General features: G+C 48.3%; 11 protein-coding genes. 10 read left to right on the top strand and 1 reads right to left on the bottom strand.

Annotated elements, in window-relative coordinates; genetic code table 11:
* The first annotated feature begins 25 nt into the window (after window positions 1–25).
* The 4 genes from AB3G37_RS10730 (at window position 26) to phoH (ending at window position 8,499) form a co-directional block, all read left to right on the top strand.
* Window positions 26–5,656: a hypothetical protein gene (locus tag AB3G37_RS10730; protein WP_369790673.1), complete on the top strand. Its 5,631-nt coding sequence runs from the start codon at window positions 26–28 to the stop codon at window positions 5,654–5,656.
* Window positions 5,657–5,850: 194 nt separating this feature from the next.
* Window positions 5,851–7,041, top strand: a complete 1,191-nt coding sequence (locus AB3G37_RS10735) for an N-acetylmuramoyl-L-alanine amidase (protein ID WP_369790674.1) — start codon at window positions 5,851–5,853, stop codon at window positions 7,039–7,041.
* A gap of 216 nt (window positions 7,042–7,257) precedes the next feature.
* Window positions 7,258–7,638 carry a hypothetical protein gene (locus AB3G37_RS10740; protein ID WP_369790675.1) on the top strand — a complete coding sequence of 127 codons (381 nt, stop codon included), beginning with the start codon at window positions 7,258–7,260 and terminating at the stop codon, window positions 7,636–7,638.
* 72 nt (window positions 7,639–7,710) lie between these two features.
* Window positions 7,711–8,499, top strand: coding sequence for a phosphate starvation-inducible protein PhoH (phoH, locus tag AB3G37_RS10745; RefSeq protein ID WP_009636256.1), 789 nt, complete (start codon window positions 7,711–7,713; stop codon window positions 8,497–8,499).
* Window positions 8,500–8,611: 112 nt separating this feature from the next.
* Here phoH and chaA read toward each other — a convergent pair whose 3' ends face one another.
* Window positions 8,612–9,712: a sodium-potassium/proton antiporter ChaA gene (gene chaA / locus AB3G37_RS10750; RefSeq protein ID WP_369790676.1), complete on the bottom strand. Its 1,101-nt coding sequence runs from the start codon at window positions 9,710–9,712 to the stop codon at window positions 8,612–8,614.
* Window positions 9,713–10,194: 482 nt separating this feature from the next.
* Between chaA and chaB the strand changes: the two genes are divergently transcribed.
* From chaB to AB3G37_RS10780, 6 genes are all read left to right on the top strand, one after another.
* Entirely contained in the window at window positions 10,195–10,422 is a 228-nt protein-coding gene (gene chaB, locus AB3G37_RS10755) for a putative cation transport regulator ChaB (RefSeq protein ID WP_369790677.1), read from the top strand.
* A gap of 23 nt (window positions 10,423–10,445) precedes the next feature.
* Window positions 10,446–11,972 carry a carboxylesterase/lipase family protein gene (locus AB3G37_RS10760; RefSeq protein ID WP_369790678.1) on the top strand — a complete coding sequence of 509 codons (1,527 nt, stop codon included), beginning with the start codon at window positions 10,446–10,448 and terminating at the stop codon, window positions 11,970–11,972.
* 72 nt (window positions 11,973–12,044) lie between these two features.
* Complete coding sequence (gene uvsE / locus AB3G37_RS10765; protein ID WP_369790679.1) at window positions 12,045–13,001, top strand: UV DNA damage repair endonuclease UvsE; 957 nt, start codon at window positions 12,045–12,047, stop codon at window positions 12,999–13,001.
* A 136-nt stretch (window positions 13,002–13,137) separates the two neighbouring features.
* Entirely contained in the window at window positions 13,138–13,668 is a 531-nt protein-coding gene (locus AB3G37_RS10770) for a GNAT family N-acetyltransferase (protein WP_009636251.1), read from the top strand.
* Window positions 13,665–15,740 (top strand): hydantoinase/oxoprolinase family protein, encoded by a 2,076-nt coding sequence (locus tag AB3G37_RS10775; RefSeq protein ID WP_369790680.1) that lies wholly within the window; start codon window positions 13,665–13,667, stop codon window positions 15,738–15,740. Before AB3G37_RS10770 ends, AB3G37_RS10775 begins: the two co-directional genes overlap by 4 nt.
* The gene (locus AB3G37_RS10780; protein WP_369790681.1) at window positions 15,730–17,724 is read left to right on the top strand and encodes a hydantoinase B/oxoprolinase family protein; all 1,995 of its coding nucleotides are present in this window, start codon (window positions 15,730–15,732) and stop codon (window positions 17,722–17,724) included. The genes AB3G37_RS10775 and AB3G37_RS10780 overlap by 11 nt, the downstream gene beginning before the upstream one ends.
* Window positions 17,725–17,744 lie beyond the last annotated feature (20 nt).

Genomic DNA, 17,744 nt, shown 5'->3' on the forward strand with positions numbered 1-17,744 from the left:
CAAATTTTTAACAATAGAAGGGTCTATGCCACTGACTAATGTGATTATTAATGAGAAGCCAGTTTTACCAAAGGCCTGTTGTCACAATGGCAGTCTTGTTAAGCAAGCTGCAGGAGTCGCTTACTTTAATCGGTTAAACAATGTAATGCTTTTACCGGCATCTTACGCTGCTGCTGTAGGGTCTTATTTATGGCAAACAGGATGGCAAGCGGGAGATAATGCATTTGAGCTGGTGACTGCGTTTATGGGCCAAGTACAGTCTCAAAGTGGGCATCCTGGCCTGGCTGAGTTTGCCTCGGCGGATAACCCGTTGATTAGCAGCCTGAGTTATGCGCTGAAACAACGCGGTTATACCCTGTCAACGCTGCAACTGTTGGGGCCTGCCGCCACTTTTTATCTGCTTTATCCATTGATCTCACGGCTTTTGCATCACGATATTAAACAATCCGAGCCGAGAGATCTGACCTTAAATTTAGCGAGATTACTTGCAGGCTGTTGTGAAGAACCCTTCGAGCGTGGCGAAAAAAGTGCTGCAACAGCAAACCTCACCTGGCAGAGTCAGCTGGGTGAAAATAATGGTGTTTCGCAGCCAGCAGAATACGAACTGTCTTTAGGATTACCCGCTACACGTCCGATGTTCGGCCCGAATACTGGCCAGCAATTATATCGACTGCCAGAGTTTTCCTCGGCTGTTTTTTTCGCCGACGGTCAAGATAGCCCGATGGCATTTTGCCCGGTGTTATCTGCTGATAACGTGACACAAATCATCGATAGTGGCGCATCCTCAGCGTTTTATCTGCGGGTACAAGCCCAGCAAAACAGGGTTATTTATGCCCTTAGCACCACCAACCATACCCTGAGTATTAACACCGATCCTCAGTCTGTGCCTGCGGTGGCGTTACCGTCTTCTTACTTAAGCGATCCGCTGCGTTTTTCCGAGGCAGCCTTGGCAATAGTGGAATCAAAAAACTCGCCATCGAACTTTTATTTAAAAGATCCACTGCGCTTTCCTGAAGTCGCCTCGGCAAAATTAGAAGCAAGAACAGTCCCGTGGAATAGCAGAGTTCGCAGAGGTGTAGTGCATGATGGGTTATTTGCCTTGGTACCGAACAATGTTATCAATAAACCTGTAGTTAAAACTGAGCTTAAATTAAGTCTACGCATTGTTGACCAGCCTTCATTAAGTACTGAAGACCAACTCTACCAGATGAATGTGCTTGATTCCGACGGTCTGCTGTATCCGCTTTTTGCTCCCCCTAACAGTTCTGTCGATTGTCTGAGTTGCCTGCCAACGCCCGCTGAGCCGGTGCGTGCCAGCAGTATGAAAGATATGATTGAAAAGGCATTTTTTTGGGTCAGCGAGCTGGGTTTGGTGCAAAAAATGCAGGCGGTTGAAAGATTTATGCAAGAAAAGCAAATATTTACTCCACAAGAATTCCCTGACCTTCGGAGTTCTGAATTAAAGAATATTGTCGCTTCCAGTGAATGGCTAGCCAGTCGCCATGAGCTAAGCCAAACCTTAGGCGTTTCTCATGCTGAAACAGACATTTTTCTGTCTAAGCTTTTTATCGCATCACCATTCGAACATAATGAAGAATTAAAAATGGCATTGACGGCTTCGCCGCTGGCAGAGGTGATGCTGGCGAAGGTGTTATTAACGTTACTTGATCAATATTTGCCTTCCACAATACAGCTGTTAAAGACCAGCAATTTTCATATGGCAACATTGATGAATCAGACCGAACCGGTAACTTATGCTCGATTAGAAGGCTATTTTCAGGCTATCCAGGATTCATTTATATCCAGAGTGACTCAGTCATTTCAGGATCCAACTGGCATTTTTCCCGAATATATTACGACACAAAAAATAATCCGACTTGCCTATTGGCATCAACAATTGATCGAATTCGATTATCCATTCATGTTGTTGCGTAAGAATCAAGAGCTAAGGAATGAAGTCTGTTTATCACCGGCTGGGATATTAATTAATCTGGGAGTCAGAAGGGTGGTGAATAGTGAAAATATCGCATCGATAAGCCGCCAACAGCTTATCAGGCTAGGTCATGATTTATTGCTCAACAGTTCATCTGATGCCTTAGTTGATCATTTTAGCCATCTTGAGTTGTTATTCACTAACGTTGCCGATAACCACGGGCGCGGCATTAAATACACTGCGGATCAGTTGAAACGACTGGGAGTATTGCTAATTCGGTTTATTGAAGCTAAACGTAAGCTGTCAGCGGCGCTGAAATCAGCAGCCGGCCATGATTCTCCAAGCGTGTTAGTTTTTCAACAGATTCGCTCTATCAAACAGCAACTTTACGCGCTGGCGCTTGAAAGTCTTAACGAAAGTGATCAACAGAGCATGATACGCAATCTACATGCGGTTAATGGTGTTGATTTACAGTTTGTTCGGCTTTCAAATACCCATGACAGCTCAGCTGTTGCTCGCCCGTATATCGGTTTTTTACTCACTTCACGTCGTCATGATGATAACGGAATTCCTCGGCTCGATAAGCACCACTATTTTATTTCATTAGTTCCAGTGCAAAGCGACACCAGCCAACCGTTGCTATTTACACTTGCCGACAGCCTGCCAGAGGATATTTCTGAACGAGAAGTCTTTTTTAATGGTCAGGGAAAGTCAGCGATGCTTGGACGCCTATCGGAAAATATGCTGGTACAAGCCTCACGTTATCAATTTCACCTGCAAAATGACGGCAGCTTGCATGTTGCTGTAAACATCAAGAATTGGTCTCAGATTGCCACCATTCTGGCTCGCGAGATTGTCACGCGGCAATTAGCGATGATAAGCTTGCCAGAAATATCATCACACACTGCACCGGAAAATCCTCCTCAACGTAAGTATGGGCGCGTTTATACCTGGTTTCGTCACCAAATTTCTCAGCTTATTTACCTGACTCCGTTGGGAAGTTGTAAAGATGCAGCTACCGATATAGTGCAGGGGCATATTGCTCCACTCATTATGGATGGCGCTTTTTGCCTTTACGCCTTTGCACCAGCGGGAAGTGAAGAAGAAGAGGGAATAAAGAGCGTCGCGAATGTAATTAAAAGAGTGTTAAAAAATGGATTGGCCGATACAGAGATTGTTGCTGAAGGAGAGCCGGTATTGTCACATCTGGATCGCTCCATAGTGGAGGCGGAACAGCAGTTGGACTCTGGTTTAGAAAAAACGTTACCCGTTAGCTATCATTACACTAAGAATGCCGAACTTTCCGCATTATTGACTTTACCAGCACCATTTGAATCTATCGCGGTCAATCCGCTACCTAAAGAGTATCAACCCGTGAATGTATGGCAGGACCCACTGCACGACGTGTTGTATTTTACCCTTACAATTAGTTCAGGTGAATTACGAGTTTACAGGCTAGATGAAATAAATCAGTTATTAATACATAATCCTTCCGATTTATTGCGTTCTTTAATTCAGCGCGAAACTCATTTTCGTGAAGTTCAATTACTTAAAAACACATTGAATACAGGCACTACACAACAGCTGCGCGTTGAAATATATCAGCAAGGGCGAATGCGTGATTTAGAGCATTATGCGCTGCAAAGCCTTACTGATATATCTGAACCTTTCACAGCAGTGACCGAGCATACCCAGAGCGGAACACGCTACTATCCTGGGATAAAACAGACCAGTACCGATAGCCTGTACTTGATAGCGCCAGTGGGTTTACCCGTCGATCGACAAGTAGTGATTGATGCAAGAAATAATGAGATTCATTACTGGCGCGATAACGTGATTTATTTTAAGCCAGTGACACGGGCGTCCCAATTAACAGTGGATGATGACGTTTATATCAATTTAGCCAATTCCTTAGAGAATGTTCCGCAGCATTGGACTCTGGACTCGATATGGGTTGAGCAGAAAACGGGTACAGGTATTGTCGTATCATGGAAGGATTCTCAGGGAGAATTATACTACCGGCGTCCTGATAATCAGGGAAAGTGGCTACTCTGGGACAGCAAGCATCGAGATATTTTCTGTCAGGTATTGTCACGGCCAAGGCGAAACGATCGTGCTAATACAGATTTAATCGCCGAGATATTTTCTCCGGCCCAGTGCGGTTATCTCCTCGTCCCAAAAGTGGATTCTCAAGAAAAAGCAGATGCTCTAGAGTATTTGAAGACAAAATTCATGAGTTTGGCTGAACCCATCATATTGGATAAGGTTGATTGCTCTGCGGCAGCTCAAATAATCTGTGTTGATTATAATGATATCTGGGAAACCATCCCACCAAAAATAAGAGAGTTCGTTATTAACGTTCGTGAATGGAATATCAATATTAGAGTATTTAATGATTTTGAATTAATTACAACAGCACTGGGTAATTATTCCCATGTCATTGATAAATCAATAAAACTAGATGATGGGGGTAAGCTGGTCAGGAGCAGGTTCATCTCTCGCGTGCAGGGTTTGCTTCAAGAATATGAAAAAATTAAAAAGACAGTGGTCACCGGGAAAATTTCGAAGGAGGAATTTAAGGAAGCTAAAAAATATTATTATGACACCTATATCGTGAGAAATTTAAAAGCTAATAGTTGGCTAAATCGACGGTTTGTAGGGCGGGGACGCGGTGGAAAAATTATTGGGGATTACATTATTAAAGCTGCAACGCCAGCTAAAATAATGAGAAACTATCCCTTTCTGCATGAAAGTATTACGCAAGCGCTGAGTCGGCTTAAAACGATGTCTTCCGAAATAGCCTTACAACTAAATACACCAAACTCAATTAAATTTTTAACTAAAAGCCTGGATCAGTTTTTTAATGGCAGTTTCACTCCTGCTCAAGTTGAGAACTTCAAAATTAAATTAAAACTTTACTTGGATAAAGTAAGTAAATTTAACATTAGCGACATTGTTGTTGTTGCGGATAGATTGGTGGAAGGAAAGCTAATTTCTGGTTGTTTAAAAACACCGATTGAGAAACTGATTTATGGTGATGGGGCTTATAGTTTTGTATATAATAGTGAAAACGACAAACGTGTTTACCTGCTTGATTATCTTACAGATCCGAACTTTATCGAATATTCATTATCACACGAGTTTGGGCATTTAACGTTTGAGGATATTAATTATGTTTTTCAGGAAGAGATTTATCTTAACTCAGGCTCTATTGTAAAGAATTTTAAGATCTCGGGGGCTGCTAAATTTGCTGCTCATTTAATGTCAAATAAAGCATTTTTTTTAGATTATATTTCTCGACATACTAAATATGCTATTGCCTTCTACCTCCATTTTTACGCACATACGAGAAACCCTATACATAAGCAAGCATTGCACCAACATTATGAGTATTTCCTTGATCGCCATAGCATCACATCAATTACTCGAGAGGATCAAGATTATATTAAAAAAAGAATAACACCGCTGGTGGAATATCTCTTTTCAGAGCCAAACATAAAACTTAACATGGCCTATTATAATTTGGATATTTTCTGTGGTTTATTCCACACCGTTTATGAAAATGCTATGGGGACACCGTTGCATACGGGGGACGAGCGTATTCGGCGAGAAACTGACCAACAGCAGGGCAAGTCAGTCAGTACATATTTTATGTCGCTGCTATTTTCAGCACTTTATCATAAGCATCTTATGGATCCGGATGCAGGTTTAGCTATTGAGTAATTGTTATTAATTGCTTCCAGTTGCAAGAAAGTAATACTTGAAAGCTTAATTAATGTAAATAAGCGAGTGTGGACATAAACAGAGATTAAATAATCGGATTATTAGTAGATTGTTACTGGCATAGGAAAAACACTTGCGCCAAAATTGCGACTTAAACCTGTCTGTAAATGTGCTCGGTGGAGAGTGAGTAACTTATGACCGTTAATCAATCACGCAGAAAATTGCTGATCTTTGGAATGGGCATGACAATAGCGTCGCCAAAGATATTTGCTGCACAAAAAATGTCGCTGCTTGATTTCAGATCAAACAGCGACAGCTTGCATATTACGCTGCCGGCTAATGACCCGCACGCTCGCGTATTTCGTCTGGAAAATCCCGAGCGTGTGGTTATTGACGTTTCAATGACCGCATTTCCAAGTTCATTGACTCATTCATTGGTGGTGGTGAAACAGAAATTCTCCTGGATAGCCAGTGCTAAAATTGCACACTTTACTCCGCAAACGGCGCGTGTTGTTTTAGAACTCAATCAGGCAGCTAAAATAAGTCATCAGAACAGCATCGATGGTTTAAAACAATTTAATGTTACCGTGGCTCATGGCGCGGTGGCTGCCATTCCAGCAGTTGCCGAGGCTATTTCTCCTGAAGCAGAGTCGCCGGTTCCGATTGAAAAGCCATTGGCCGAAAAGCCATTGCTGGTGATGATCGATCCCGGCCACGGCGGTAAAGATCCTGGCGCTATTGGTGGTAAGGGCACCTATGAAAAACACGTGGTGCTGGATATCGCCAAACATTTACAGCAGCAGCTGCAACGGCAATATAAAGTTCACGCGGTATTAACGCGTCAGGATGACGTATTTATTCCTCTCTACCACCGCGTTAATTTAGCTCACCAGCATGAAGCTGACCTGTTTGTATCAATTCACGCTGATGGTTTTACCAACGATCAGGTGTCTGGAGCGTCGGTTTTTGCACTTTCTGAACACGGGGCGGGCAGTGCCATGGCGCGCTATTTGTCGCAAAGTGAAAATAGCGTCGATGCTATCTATGACAATGATGTACAGACCAATGATGCCTACCTGAAACAGACTTTGTTTGATCTCGATCAGACTGAAACCATCAATCGCAGTCTGGATTTTGGCAAACATCTAGCGGCCAATATTGCTACCGTTCACCATATGCATAATCAACATATTGAGCAGGCGGGCTTTGTGGTGCTTAAATCGCCACGCATTCCTTCGGTGCTGGTGGAAACCTCGTTTATTACTAACCATCAAGAAGAAAAACTGCTGCAACAGCCGAGCTTTCAGCTAAAAATGGCTAAAGCTTTAGCGAGCGGTATCCATGGTTATTTAATCGAAGAACGCAAAGAAAATTTGATCGCTTAAAACGATCCTGGCGATCGTCGAAAGTTGGTTGTATAAAAAGCGTTCAATAGCTTTCTGAAAACTATCCGGAAAATTGCCGGATAGTTCGATCAAAAAAAGGATCCTTGATCCTATTGACTCCCGCAAATATTTTTTTTACATTCGAGTTAGACCGCTAGCGAAGTTTCCAGATATCGTTATACTGAAATTAACTAGCAGCAACTGCGGGGATAGCGAATGGTAAAGTCCATGTTTGGGCTAGGCGGTAAAAATAACGCTTCAACATTCTCCACTCGTTGTCCTGATTTATCAGCAGGCGAGGGTCAGACCTCCGACTCTCTTTTATCTACCGATGTTAGTTTTAAATTTTTCTCACTTTCCAAGACTTCTCAGCGACCACGTTCTTTAACTGACCTAAAACTCTCACTGAATGAACCCAACTCCTCCATTGGTTTTTTTACTGGCTTATTGACTGTCATGGTCAGTGGTTTGTCGATATCGACAATGCCTCCTCGTGAAAATAAATGGAGAAACAGGTTATTTAATAACCCTGGGACTTTATTTACCTCTTCACGTTATTCATTGGCTCAACTTGGTCTAAAAGGAGACCAAACCTAATCTGTATGTGAAACATAATCGTGCGGGCCTCAGGCCTATAGCGTTAAGTGAAACAAACTGTAAGGTGCCACTATGGGAAGACAAAAAGCAGTGATCCAGGCTCGTCGTGAAGCTAAACGTGTTATTAGACGTGACTCACGCAGTCACCGCCAACGTGAGGAAGAATCTGTGACCTCATTAGTACAAATGGGCGGTTTGGAATCTATCGGAATGGCTCGCGATTCACGCGATACTTCCGCTATCGAAGCGCGTACGGAAGCTCAAGGTCATTACTTATTAGCCATAGAGAATAAGCAGTTGATTTTTGCCACAGGTGAAGCTGGCTGCGGCAAGACGTTTATCAGCGCTGCGAAAGCGGCAGAGGCGTTAATTCACAAAGAAATAGATAGGATTATTGTTACTCGCCCGGTATTGCAGGCCGATGAAGATCTCGGTTTCCTGCCTGGTGATATCTCTGAGAAGTTTGCCCCTTACTTCCGGCCAGTTTACGACATTCTTGTGCGTCGCCTGGGTTCATCGTTCATGCAGTACTGTCTGCGACCGGAAATAGGAAAAGTAGAAATTGCGCCATTCGCCTACATGCGAGGGCGTACTTTTGAAAATGCAGTGGTTATTCTGGATGAAGCCCAGAACGTCACCGCCTCTCAGATGAAAATGTTTTTGACCCGTCTTGGTGAAAACGTGACGGTCATTGTTAACGGGGATATCACCCAGTGTGACTTACCGCGCGGTGTGGTATCAGGGCTTAGCGATGCATTATCTCGCTTCGAAGAAGACGAGATGGTCGGCATCATTCGCTTTAACAAAGAGGACTGTGTGCGTTCAGATTTGTGCCAACATGCGCTGAATGCCTATTCCTGAACCGTAACTTAACCCATCGAGTACCTAACTGGTCTCGGTAAATAAGCAAGGCCGCCAATTATGGCGGCCTTTGTTGTTTCTGCAGGCGGGTGTTTTCCTCATAGCCGTTAAATTAAAGCATGATAATCATCATATAAGCGCAGAACAGTGCCAGGTGAGCAGTACCATTAAGCACATTGGTGCGGCCAGTCGAGAAAGAAATCTGGCACAGGATAAGCACCGCCAACATGACGACAATGTTGGCCGGATCCAGGCTAAACATCAGCTGCTGGCCTGTTAGTGTTGCAATAATTGTCACCGCAGGGACGGTAAGAGAAATCGTTGCCAGCACCGAACCAAAAAACAGGTTCATGGCGCGCTGCACCTGATTTTTCAACACCGCTTTTAAAGCGCCAAGCCCCTCAGGCGAGAGGATCAGCAGCGCGACCAGAAAGCCGGTGAACTGTGCCGGAGCATGAAGCTCGGTCAGCAAGGTTTCCAGCGGGTTGGCGTTGAATTTGGTCACTGCAATGACCAGCACCAGATGCACCACCAGCCACAGCGCATGGGTCAGGCTTTTATGGGATGACGGCTTGCCGTGCGGCGTGTTTTCGTCTTCATCTTCATGTTCGTAGACAAACAGGCTTTGGTGCGTTTTGGTCTGAATCAACAGGAAAACCCCGTACATGGCGGCTGAAATTGCGGCCACAAACAGTGCCTGCAAGGTGGTGAAGTTACCGCCGGGCAAGGCGGCGGGCAACACCAATACGATGATTGCCAGCGGGAAAATCGCCATCAGATACTGCTTGATACCACCAAGATTGACATACTGAGTCGCGAATTTTCTGCCGCCAAGCAACAGGGCAACACCCACCAGGCCCGACGTCACAATCATGATGATCGAGAACAGCGTATCGCGCATTAGTGCCGGAGCGGCATCGCCGGTGGCCATGAGGGCCGAAATGAGGCTGACTTCAAGGATAACCACCGACAGGCTTAAAATCAGTGAGCCGTAAGGTTCGCCCAGTCGATGCGCCAGTACGTCTGCATGGCGCACAACGCTGAATGCACTGGCGAGAATACCCAGTAGCGCAATTAGGTTAATGCCGACCACAAAGCCGAAATTGCTGCTGTTGCCCCACAGCATCAAAACGATCAGCGCAATAATAGGAAAGACGAGAGAATACTCTTTGTGACGAGACTTTTGCTTGTGTTGGTCCTGAGCTGACACCATGGTGGGGATTTTCCTTATAAAAGATGCTCGGCGTGGAGGCAAAAAGTGAAAATAGCCCTCACAAAAGCAGGGTGTGGATCCTGTAGAGTGCGCGATACCTCTATAAAATATAACGGTAATTTCTGGTTACATTATAGCAGATAAAACATACAGAGTATAGGAAAAATGGTATTGGTGGGGTTTTTACAGCATAGCCCGTGTTTTTGTAACTTAATCAGGGATTTCTCAGGTTTAATAACATAAGTAGTTTAGTGGTAGTAAAATTAATGTCATTTATTTACAGTAAATTACCCGTTGTCAGGGTGATGTTTGCTGGTTTTAAAAAGTAAGTAAATTTACTTGCTTGTTAATCTACTTATTAAATGTCAAAAGCCACATTGACTGCAAAAGCCTTAATCTTCCTAAATCCGGCTATCTTCAAGCGTAGCAGCTAGACTTAGAGTTGAGGGTAAACTGCAAAACCAGAACATGGAGAAACTCTGATGCCTTATCAAAATCGCTCATCCCTGCCAGACTCGGTCAAACATGTGCTTCCTGCTCACGCGCAGGATATTTACAAGGAGGCGTATAACAGCGCCTGGGATGAATATAAGGATTCCAGCGATCGTCGGGGTGAAGAAAGCCGCGAAGAAACGGCGCATAAAGTTGCCTGGGCTGCAGTAAAGCACTCTTATAAAAAAGGGGATGATGACAAGTGGCATCCCAAATAAAGCCTTAATTAAAAGGATCCAGCATGCCGAATCAGCACGCTCCCCATGTAGTAACGGACGCCGGTACCGTAGCGGGAGATTGGGAAAACGGAATTGCATCTTTCAGAGGGATCCCTTTTGCAGCGCCGCCGATAGGTGAACTGCGCTGGCGGCCACCCCAGCCGCCGGAAAAATGGCACGGTATCAAACAAACTAATCGCTGGGGGCAATCTAGCTGGCAAAACCGAGATTACTGCATGGCGGTAGGCGGTGGCGATCCCGGCGTGTTCAGCGAAGACTGTCTTTATCTCAATGTCTGGACTGCTTCGCCTTTCGTGGGGGAAAAACGGCCCGTTATGGTGTGGATTCACGGCGGTGGCTATACCATTGGTTCTGGAGGACTTTCTCCTTATATAGGCGGTCCGCTGGCGTCACGCGGCGTGGTATTGGTGACCTTGAATTACCGCCTTGGACATCTGGGATTTTTCGCTCATCCTGCACTGGATGAAGAGTACCCGCCTGGTGAAATCGTTAATAATTTTGCCTTGCTGGATCAGATAGCGGCGCTGCAATGGGTGCAAAATAATATTTCGGCCTTTGGCGGTGACGCCGAAAATGTCACTATTTTTGGCGAATCCTCCGGGGCTCGTAGTGTGTTGTCACTGTTTTCATCACCACGCGCCAAAGGTTTCTTTCATAAAGGCATCGTACAAAGCGCCTATACCTTACCTGACACCAGTCGCTCGAAGGCGTTACGTCGCGGTAAAGCGTTGGCCGATCATTTTGGCCTGCAACAGGCCACGGCGGAGCAACTTCGCGCATTGCCACAGGACAGCTTTTGGCCGCTCAGCGGCAAACTTGGCGTCGCGCCAGTCCCTATTGCGGGTGACAGCGTGCTGCCAGAGCCGATGATCGCGGTGTTCACCGCTGGCAAACAGCATCCTTTGCCATTGATTATCGGTAGCAACAGCGATGAGGCCAGCGTGTTGAGTTACTTTGATATTAATGTGGCGGGGGTCGTGAGAAGGGTTAAACAGCAGCACCCGCTGGGATTAAGGCTGATTAAATGCCTTTATCCGGGAGTCAAAAATGACAAGGAACTGGGGCGACAGATTAGCCGCGACATGGCGTTTACCACCATGGGATATGTGGCGATGCTGGGCCAGCACAAAGCCGGAGCGCCGGGCTGGCGCTACTATTTTGACTATGTTTCGGAAAACGCGCGCGTGCAGTGCCCAAATGGCACCTGGCACGGCAGTGAAATTCCTTACGTAATGAATAATATGCATTTAATCGAGAAATCACAGGTTATCGGGGGCGGGTTTACCTCGGGTGATCAAGCCTTTGCCGAAAAGGTCAGTGAATACTGGCTGAATTTTGCCCGTCACGTTGCAGGCAAAAGCACCCATATCGAGGGCGATATACACTGGCCGGTCTGGCGTCCGCGTAAAGATAAAACGTTGCGCTTTGGTAATGAAGGCCAGGCTGTGCTCAAGGTCGAGGCGCGTTTTATGCGCTTACGATTAAAACTTTTCCGCCTGCTGATGACTAAACTCGTCAAGCTGGATTAACAATCGCTTGATGAATGGCGCGCCATTAGCGTTCGCTGGCAGTAATCAGCAAAAAACTATGCCGGAGGCAGCATGAAGTTAGGATTTGCCTGTAAATATTTTGATGCACAGCAGCATCAACCTTTCCCGTTTCGGGCGACCACGCGTAAAAGATTTTTGAGTCTGGATAATGAGCAAAGAATAAAGCTGATTTTTGAAATTTCGGCAACCAATTTAAATAACCTGTATCTGAATCTCAAACATTTGGCGACAGAATTACCGGCGTTGAGGATGATGAGAATCGGCAGCGATTTGCTTCCTTTATATACCGTGCCCGAGGCCAAGCCTTTATATCAGTCTTTTCTGGCTGATCTTTACCCGTTATTTGCCCGCTGTGGTGAAGTGGCGCGTGAAAACGACATTCGGCTGTCGTTTCATCCCGGACAATATACCGTACTGGCCTCGGATAACCCGGCGGTGGTCGAGCGGGCCATTGAAGACGTCGAATATCATACTCTGTGCGCCAGGCTGATGGGCTACGGCAAGACCTTTCAAGATTTTAAAATCAATATTCATATGAACGGCAGAGCCGGTTTCAGCGGATTTAAAGACGCTTTTATGCAGCTCAGTAACGAATCAAAGCGAATGCTGACGGTGGAAAACGACGAGATTTCCTGTTCACTTGATGACGTGCTGCAAGCTCGTGAGCTGTGCCCGATAGTGCTGGATATTCATCATCACTGGGTTAAAGAGAACGCCTTTATCCAGCCCGACGATCCGCGTATGGCGGCGATCAAAACGTCGTGGCGCGGCGTGCGGCCGGTAATGCACTACTCAATCTCTCAGGAAGGATTGATCCCTGAACAAGGCTATCCGGATCAGCAAACCTTAGGCGTTTCCAAGTCAAAACTCAGGGCGCATGCCGATTATTATTTTAACGACACCTTAAATGACTGGGCGCTGTCGTTTGTCGATTTTGACATTATGTGCGAAGTCAAAATGAAGAATCTCGCCCGTGACCGGCTCTATGCCTATTCATTGCAAAAGTAAATCGTCATTCCAAATTAAATCGCTGCCATAAACCTCTCTCTGGCACCATAGATTTTGCCCGCTGGCGCTAACACCGCGTGTCGTTGTGTGGTTTAACTGATAGCAGAAACTTCACAGTAACCAGACAGGTAACGGCATGGCTTGGGTTAATGACAATAAAATTGTGCAGTGGTCGCGTGAGGGTTATGAACTCAGCACCGACCGCCAGCGGCTAGATTTCGATAAAGTTTTCGATTTTATTTCCGTTCAATCCGACTGGGCCAGAGGCCTGCCGCGAGAAATTATCGAGCGGTCGATAGCCAATTCAATGGCGTTGGGACTTTATTATCAAGGGCAGCAGATTGGCTTTGCTCGCGTTGTCACCGATTTTTGCCGCCTTGCCTATGTGATGGATATTTTCATTGATGCCGATTTTCGCGGGCGCGGTCTCGGCACCTGGTTATCGGCGGTGGTGCGTAGCCATCCGGACCTTGTCAATGTGTCGAAATGGATGCTGACCACCCGTGATGCTCAGCCGGTATATCAGCGCGCTGGCTGGAATCTGGTTAAACAACCTGAAAGCATCATGGAGATTACTCGCGCCAACCCGGCAGGCCCAATCTCAATATCTCTTAACGAAACGCTTATCACCGTTAATCCCCTGACGGTAAAGGAACGCACGCAATGACTTACCGAATTGGCGTAGACATCGGCGGGTCGTTCACCGATTTCGCCGTGCTGGACGAGCGCGATAACAGTATTCGAACCCTGAAAGTGCTCTCTCGGCCCGATAGCCCCGGCAGTGAAATTACTACCGGACTGAGCCAGCTGCGCGACAGCTTCGGCATTGCGCCGCAGGAGGTTCATTATTTTACTCACGGCACCACTGTCGGGGTCAATGCGGTGATTCAGCGCAAAGGGGTCAGGCTGGCGCTGTTTACCACGCAGGCGTTTGAGGACGTGCTTGAACTGGCACGTTTAAAAATTCCGCACATTCATGACCTGTTTTCTCGTCGTCCCGACCCGTTGATTAGCCGCGATCGGGTGTTTGCCATTAAAGAACGTACCGACAGTCAGGGGCGTATTCTGCAAGCCGTAGATGCCGATTCAGTGATTGCCGCCGTCGAACAGGCGCGAGCGCTGGGCTGTGAAGGCATTGTGGTCGCGTTTCTGCACTCTTATCGCAATGGCAGCAACGAGGCGCGCGTTCGTGAGATGGTTGCCGAACTGGCGCCGGAAATGCTGACCTCCTGCTCTGCTGAAATCTGGCCGATTATTCGCGAATACGAACGCACCATCACTGCCACCATCAACGCCTACGTCCAGCCAAAGGTGATTAATTACCTTGGCGCTTTTGAAAAGGCGCTGGCGGAGATGGGCGTGCCGGTGCCACCGAGGATCACCAAATCCAACGGCGGCGTGATGAGCGTGACTCAAGCCAAGGCCGAATGTGTGCAGATGATCCTCTCTGGTACTGCCTCTGGAGTGATTGGTGCCGGATATATCGCCGACCAATGCGGTTTCGGCAAGCTGCTGAGTTTAGATATCGGCGGCACCAGCGCCGACGTGGCGGTGATCGTTGACGGCAGGCCGGAATACGGCAGCGGCGAAGTGATCGGCGAGTTTCAAATTTTTATTCCTTCCGTTTCAGTCACCTCAGTGGGACAGGGCGGCGGTTCGCTGGCGTGGATAGACCGGCTTGGCGTATTGCAGGTCGGGCCTGACAGCGCCGGATCGTTGCCTGGCCCGGTGTGTTACGGGCGCGGCGGCAAGCAGGCTACGGTGACTGATGCCTTTGCCGCCTGCGGATTATTAGGCCACGGCGCGTTGGGCTACAGTGCGGTGAGTGTTGACGTTGCAGCCGCGCGTGACGCAGTGAGTTTACTGGCTCGGCCGTTGGGAATTTCCATTGAAGAGACCGCCGAAACCATTATTCAGCTGGCGATATCCAGTATGTATACCGATACCAGTGGTTTAGTGTCGCGCTTTGGCATTGATCCGCGCGAATTCTACTTCCTGGCATTTGGCGGTGCGGGTCCGATGATGGGCTGCTATCTGGCCCGCGAACTGAACATGAAAGGCGTGGTGGTGCCACCGACGCCGGGCGTGCTCTCGGCACTGGGCGGGCTGGTGGCGGACCTGAAAAATGATTTTATCCGCACTCTGTACCGCGATTTAACTCTCGACTGCCTACAGGAAATCGCGCTCGCCGCAACGGCGCTGCAGCAGGATGCCGAGGGCTGGTTGCGGCGCGAACACGGTGCCGATTTACCTTATCGCCTGCAATTTTCGGCCGATATGCGCTATCGCGGTCAATCATTTGAAATTGAAGTGGCGCTGGAAAACGGCTGGCTGGCGGCGGGATTATCCCAGGCCGAGAGCCTTGCCGCCATCGGCGAGGCGTTTAACCAGCAGCATCTGAAAATTTTTGGTCACAGCGACGCGCAGGCCGCGATGCAAATAATCAACCTGCGTCTGGTTATCACTTCACCCACCGCGCGACCTGACCTGCAAAAACTGGCTCACAGTGACGCTCCGGTGGTTGCGCAATCGGTGGTCAGTGCCTGGGTGGACGGGGCTCGGCGCGACGTCATGGTCGTGCGCCGTGACCAATTACGGGCGGGTCAAAGGTTTAACGGACCGGCGATTATTGCTCAGGACGACTGTACTACCTGTGTGCCAACCGCGATGCAGGTCAACGTCGATAGTTTTGGCAATTTGATTATTACCCCATTTGAGGACTTCCAGCATGGCAATTGATGGACGCAATCTGCAAATATTGGCCAACTACTGCGCTGCTGCTGCCGATGCCATGGCCTTTACGCTGATGCGCACCGCGCATTCAACATTCGTTAAAGAAACCGAGGATTTTTCCTGCCAAATTGTCACTCGCGAGGGGCTGGCCTTCGCTTCTCCGCGCAGTTTTGGTGCACCTTGGTACAGCGGTATTGATTATGCGCCGGTTTTAGAACTGATCGACGACTATCAAGAGGGCGATATTTGCATTACCAATGACTCTTATGCTGGCAATGTGGCCACGCATTCGCCTGATATTCATATCTGGAAGCCGGTATTTTATCAGGGGCAGATTGCCTGTTTTGTGGTCGGACATATCCATAACACCGACGTTGGTGGTGCGGTGCCTGCTTCTTTGTCGCGATCGCTGACCGAGATAGTGCAGGAAGGGCTGCGCATACCGCCGTTAAAAATTATCTCTGGCGGCAAGTTGAATGAAGATGTGGCACGGATTATGCGCCTTAACGTTCGCGCGCCGGATCAAAACTGGGGGGATTTTAATGCCCAGATCGCCTCGGTTAATATCGGCGAACGCAAGGTTCAGGAGATTATTGCCCGCTTTGGCATTGAAGATTTCTTGCAGGGGGTCGAGGGTATTCTCGACTATGCCGAGCAGCAGGCGCGCAATATCATCGCGACTATTCCCGACGGAGAATATTTCTATGCCGATTACGCCGATGAAGATACTGATGGCGGTTATCCCTGCCGCATTGCGGTTACGCTGCGCGTTACGGGCGAAACCCTTGAACTGGACTACACTGGCAGCGATCCGCAGCTCACGTCATCACTGAATATGCCAACCGGCGGGCGTGAAAGGCATCCGCTGGCGCTGGTGGGCGTGACTTACGTGCTGTCGACGCTGGACAGCCGCCTACTGCTCAATGCCGGAACGCTGCGCCCGACGCGAGCTATTCTACCCAGCGGCACGGTGATGAACTGTGAAGAACCGGCGGCGGTTGGCATGCGTTCGCTGACCTGCGCGGTGTCGCAAATTGCCACGCTGGGGGCGTTTTCACTGGCAGTACCTGACCGGTTACCGGCCAACTCTCCTGGCGGTAACTCGATTGTGAATATTAGAACCGTGGACGCCCAAAGCCGGACCGTGGTGGCCTCGATTGGTCCCGTAGGCGGTGGCGCAGGTGGCACTCCGCGTCACGACGGCCCGGACGGCTCGGGCGGGCTCTCCGCCTTCCTCAAAAATACTCCAGTCGAAATCAACGAAGCCGAGGTGCCGATTCTGGTGCGCCGTTACGGCTTGCAGCCTGACAGCGGCGGCGCAGGGCGCTATCGCGGCGGCATGGCGACCGTGATGGAGTTTGAAATCACCGCGCCAAATACCGTCGTTACCGCGCGGAACCGTAATCGCTCAGTGTTTGCCTCGGCGGGTGCGGCGGGCGGTAATGCCGGTAAAAACTCGAGCTTCCAGACCAATCCCGGCAGCGCTGGGGAAGTGGAGCACGGCAATATTGACGTGATTAAATGCGGACCGGGTGACATCGTTAGGCTGATTGGCCCCGGTGCTGGCGGGTACGGCCCGGCGCGCGAGCGTTCACCACAAAGCGTACTGCGCGACGTGCAATGCGGTTTCGTGAGTCTGGAAGGCGCGCGCCGTGATTACGGCGTGGTTATCCACAATGGCGCAATCGATGCCTTTGAAACTGAAATTACCCGCAGCACCATGGCCGAAGCCGGCAACGAGCATTTCGATTACGGCACGGCGCGGCGCGAATTTGAACAGGTCTGGACTCGCCAGCGCTACAGTTTGCTGACCGAGTTTTTAGCCGCAATGCCCGTGGTGTGGCGACACTTCCTTAAGCATCAAGTGTTCGCAGCCGTTGCCGCGCAGGACAAACCGGCCGATGAACAGGCGATGACTCAACAGATGGCCGAAATATTGCATGGATTAGTGAATAAATTTCCGGCTATTGGCGGCCAACGACCCGCGTAATAGTCGCTGTAAGTTATTCA

Source organism: Rouxiella sp. WC2420 (genome assembly GCF_041200025.1).
Classification (GTDB): Bacteria; Pseudomonadota; Gammaproteobacteria; order Enterobacterales; family Enterobacteriaceae; genus Rouxiella.